At 69.9% G+C, this 2,658-nt stretch carries 2 protein-coding genes; both read right to left on the minus strand.

Annotation, left to right across the window (positions count from 1 at the left end; all coding sequences use genetic code 11):
• A partial coding sequence (locus LQV45_RS24870; protein ID WP_374208292.1) for a Tex family protein occupies nt 1-2,098 on the minus strand: 2,098 nt, incomplete at its 3' end.
• 23 nt (nt 2,099-2,121) lie between these two features.
• The coding region (locus LQV45_RS24875) for a heme-binding protein (RefSeq protein WP_230009292.1) at nt 2,122-2,658 on the minus strand (537 nt) is incomplete at its 5' end.

Below are 2,658 nucleotides of genomic sequence, written 5' to 3' on the forward strand. Positions count from 1 at the left end.
CGCCGAACGCGGCCACGTTGGTCACCGTTCCTTCCAGCACCATGCCGGGCCTGAGGTCCGAGATCTTCTCGATGCCTTCAGAAAACGCTGCCGCCGCGAAGGCCGGACGCGGGTCACGGCCGGGCTTCTCGAGCTCGGCGATGATGTCCTGCACGGTGGGCAGGCCGAAGGAGCCGTCCACGAAGTCCTGCGGATTCAGCGCCGCAAAGCTTCCCGCAGCAGGCGCTTTACCGGCAGTCGCCTTGATTTTCCGGGCCACGGGGTAGGCCTCCGGATGCACGCTGGAGGCGTCCAGCGGCTCCGCTCCCCCGGTGATCCGCAGGAAGCCGGCGCACTGCTCAAACGCCTTGGCGCCCAGCCGCGGGACCTTCTTCAGCTCGCTGCGCTTGGCGAAGGGCCCGTGCTCGTTCCGGTACGCCACAATGTTCTCGCTCAGCAGCGGCCCGACCCCGGCCACCCGGCTCAACAGTGCGGGCGAGGCGGTGTTGACGTCCACGCCCACCGCATTCACGCAGTCCTCGACCACCGCGTCCAGGCTGCGGTCCAGCTTCGCGGCCGTGACGTCGTGCTGGTACTGCCCGACGCCGATCGACTTCGGCTCAATCTTCACCAGCTCCGCGAGCGGGTCCTGCAGCCGCCGGGCGATCGAGACGGCGCCGCGCAGGGACACATCCATGCCGGGCAGCTCCGCCGCGGCGAGCGCCGACGCCGAATACACCGACGCCCCGGCCTCGGACACCACAATTTTCTGCGGCTTGTTTTCCGGCCCAGAGGAGAGCTGCTTGAGCAGTTCGGCGGCGAGCTTGTCCGTCTCCCTCGACGCGGTGCCGTTGCCGATCGCGACGAGTTCGACCCCGTGCTTCGTGGCGAGGCCCACGAGGGTCCGCAGCGCCTCGTCCCATTTCCGGGCCGGGGCGTGCGGGTAGACGGTGTCCGTCGCGACCACCTTGCCGGTGCCATCCACCACGGCGACCTTGACGCCGGTGCGCAGTCCCGGGTCCAGGCCCAGGGTGGCGCGGTTCCCGGCCGGCGCGGCGAGCAGCACATCGCGCAGGTTCGCGGCGAACACTCGCACGGCCTCGTCCTCGGCGGCGGCGAACATCCGGCTGCGCAGGTCTGCCGTCAGCCGCGCCAGGACGCGCGAGCGCCAGGCCAGCTGGGCGGTCTGCAGCAGCCAGGCATCGGCGGGCCGGCCGCGGTCGGCAACCCCGAGGAACCTGGCCACGGCAGCCTCGTACCGGCCGCGGGCGGCGGTGAGGGCGGCGTCGTCGTTCGGATCAGCCTCGGCGAGGTCGAGCTCCAGCGCGCCGTCCTTTTCTCCGCGCAGCAGCGCCAGGACACGGTGCGAGGGCATTCCGGCCGGCTGCTGGGAGAACTCGAAGTAGTCCTTGAATTTCTGGCCTTCGGCTTCCTTGCCTTTCTTCACCCGGGACACCATCCGGCCCTGGGTCCACAGCCGTTCCCGGAGCGTGGCGGCCAGGTCGGCGTCCTGCGCTACGCGTTCCACCAGGATGGAGCGGGCACCGGCGAGCGCCGCGGCCGGGTCCCCGATCGAGTGTTCGGCGTTGAGGTACTTGGCCGCCTCGCGCTCCGGGTCCAGTTCGGGGCGCTTGAGCAGGGCGTCGGCGAGCGGCTCCAGTCCGGCTTCGCGGGCGATCTGCGCCTTGGTGCGCCGCTTGGTTTTGAACGGGAGGTAGATGTCCTCCAGCCGCGACTTAGTGTCGGCGCCGACGACGGCGGCCTGCAATTCCGGGGTCAGCGCGCCCTGGGCGGCAATCGCCTCGAGGATACTCCGGCGGCGGTCCTCGAGCTCGCGCAGGTAGCGCAGCCGCTCCTCCAGCTCGCGGAGCTGGGTATCGTCCAGGGTGCCGGTCGCTTCCTTCCGGTAGAGGGCGATGAAGGGCACGGTGGACCCGGCGTCGAGCAGATCCACGGCGGCCTTGACCTGCCACGGCAGGACGCCGAGCTCGCCGGCGATCTGGGCGGCGATGCCGGACTCCTGGGTGTGCGGCGTGCCGGTCTGTGGTGAGCCGGTCTTCGCGGACGGACCGGAGGCGGGCGAGGCGGGTGAGGCGGGGCGCTGCGGGTGTTGGGTCACCAAACCATTTTGCCTTACCCCGGTCAGCGGCCGGGCTCGCCCGGAGGAGTAAAGGGTTCCTGCACGTCCTGAACAACCTCGTTGCGGCGCAGGAACCACGGCTTGAACGGCGGATCAAAACGGGCGAATCGTGGCGGCCCCACAGGCTTCAGCCCAGCTAGCTTCAGTGCCTCCTGGAGGCCATCGTTTCGCCGTACAAAGGCCGCCTCCGACCCGCTGCCGGAGAACCGAAGGGCGGCTGCCAGGGAACCTGGCTGGGCCCGGACTCTAACGTCTGGGTTCGCCGGGACCGGCGCCGTCTCCGCCGTCACCCCAGCGGGGAGCACAAAGGCCACGATGAAATCAGCGGGCTCTGCGCTTCCCGGCAGCGGGCCGCTTTGCAATACCGGCGCGGTCATCGCCAGCTTTTGCGACTGCCCGGGCCCCTGGATCACCGGGGCCGTCATCGCCAGCTTCCGTTGCGCCGTGTTGCTGCCGCTGATGTAGTTGAACAGGTGCCGGAAAGCGGCATTCCCGGCGTGGGCGAAGGTCGCTTTGACCTCTATTTCCGCTACGGCGTA

The sequence above is a fragment of the Microbacterium sp. Bi128 genome, from assembly GCF_918698205.1.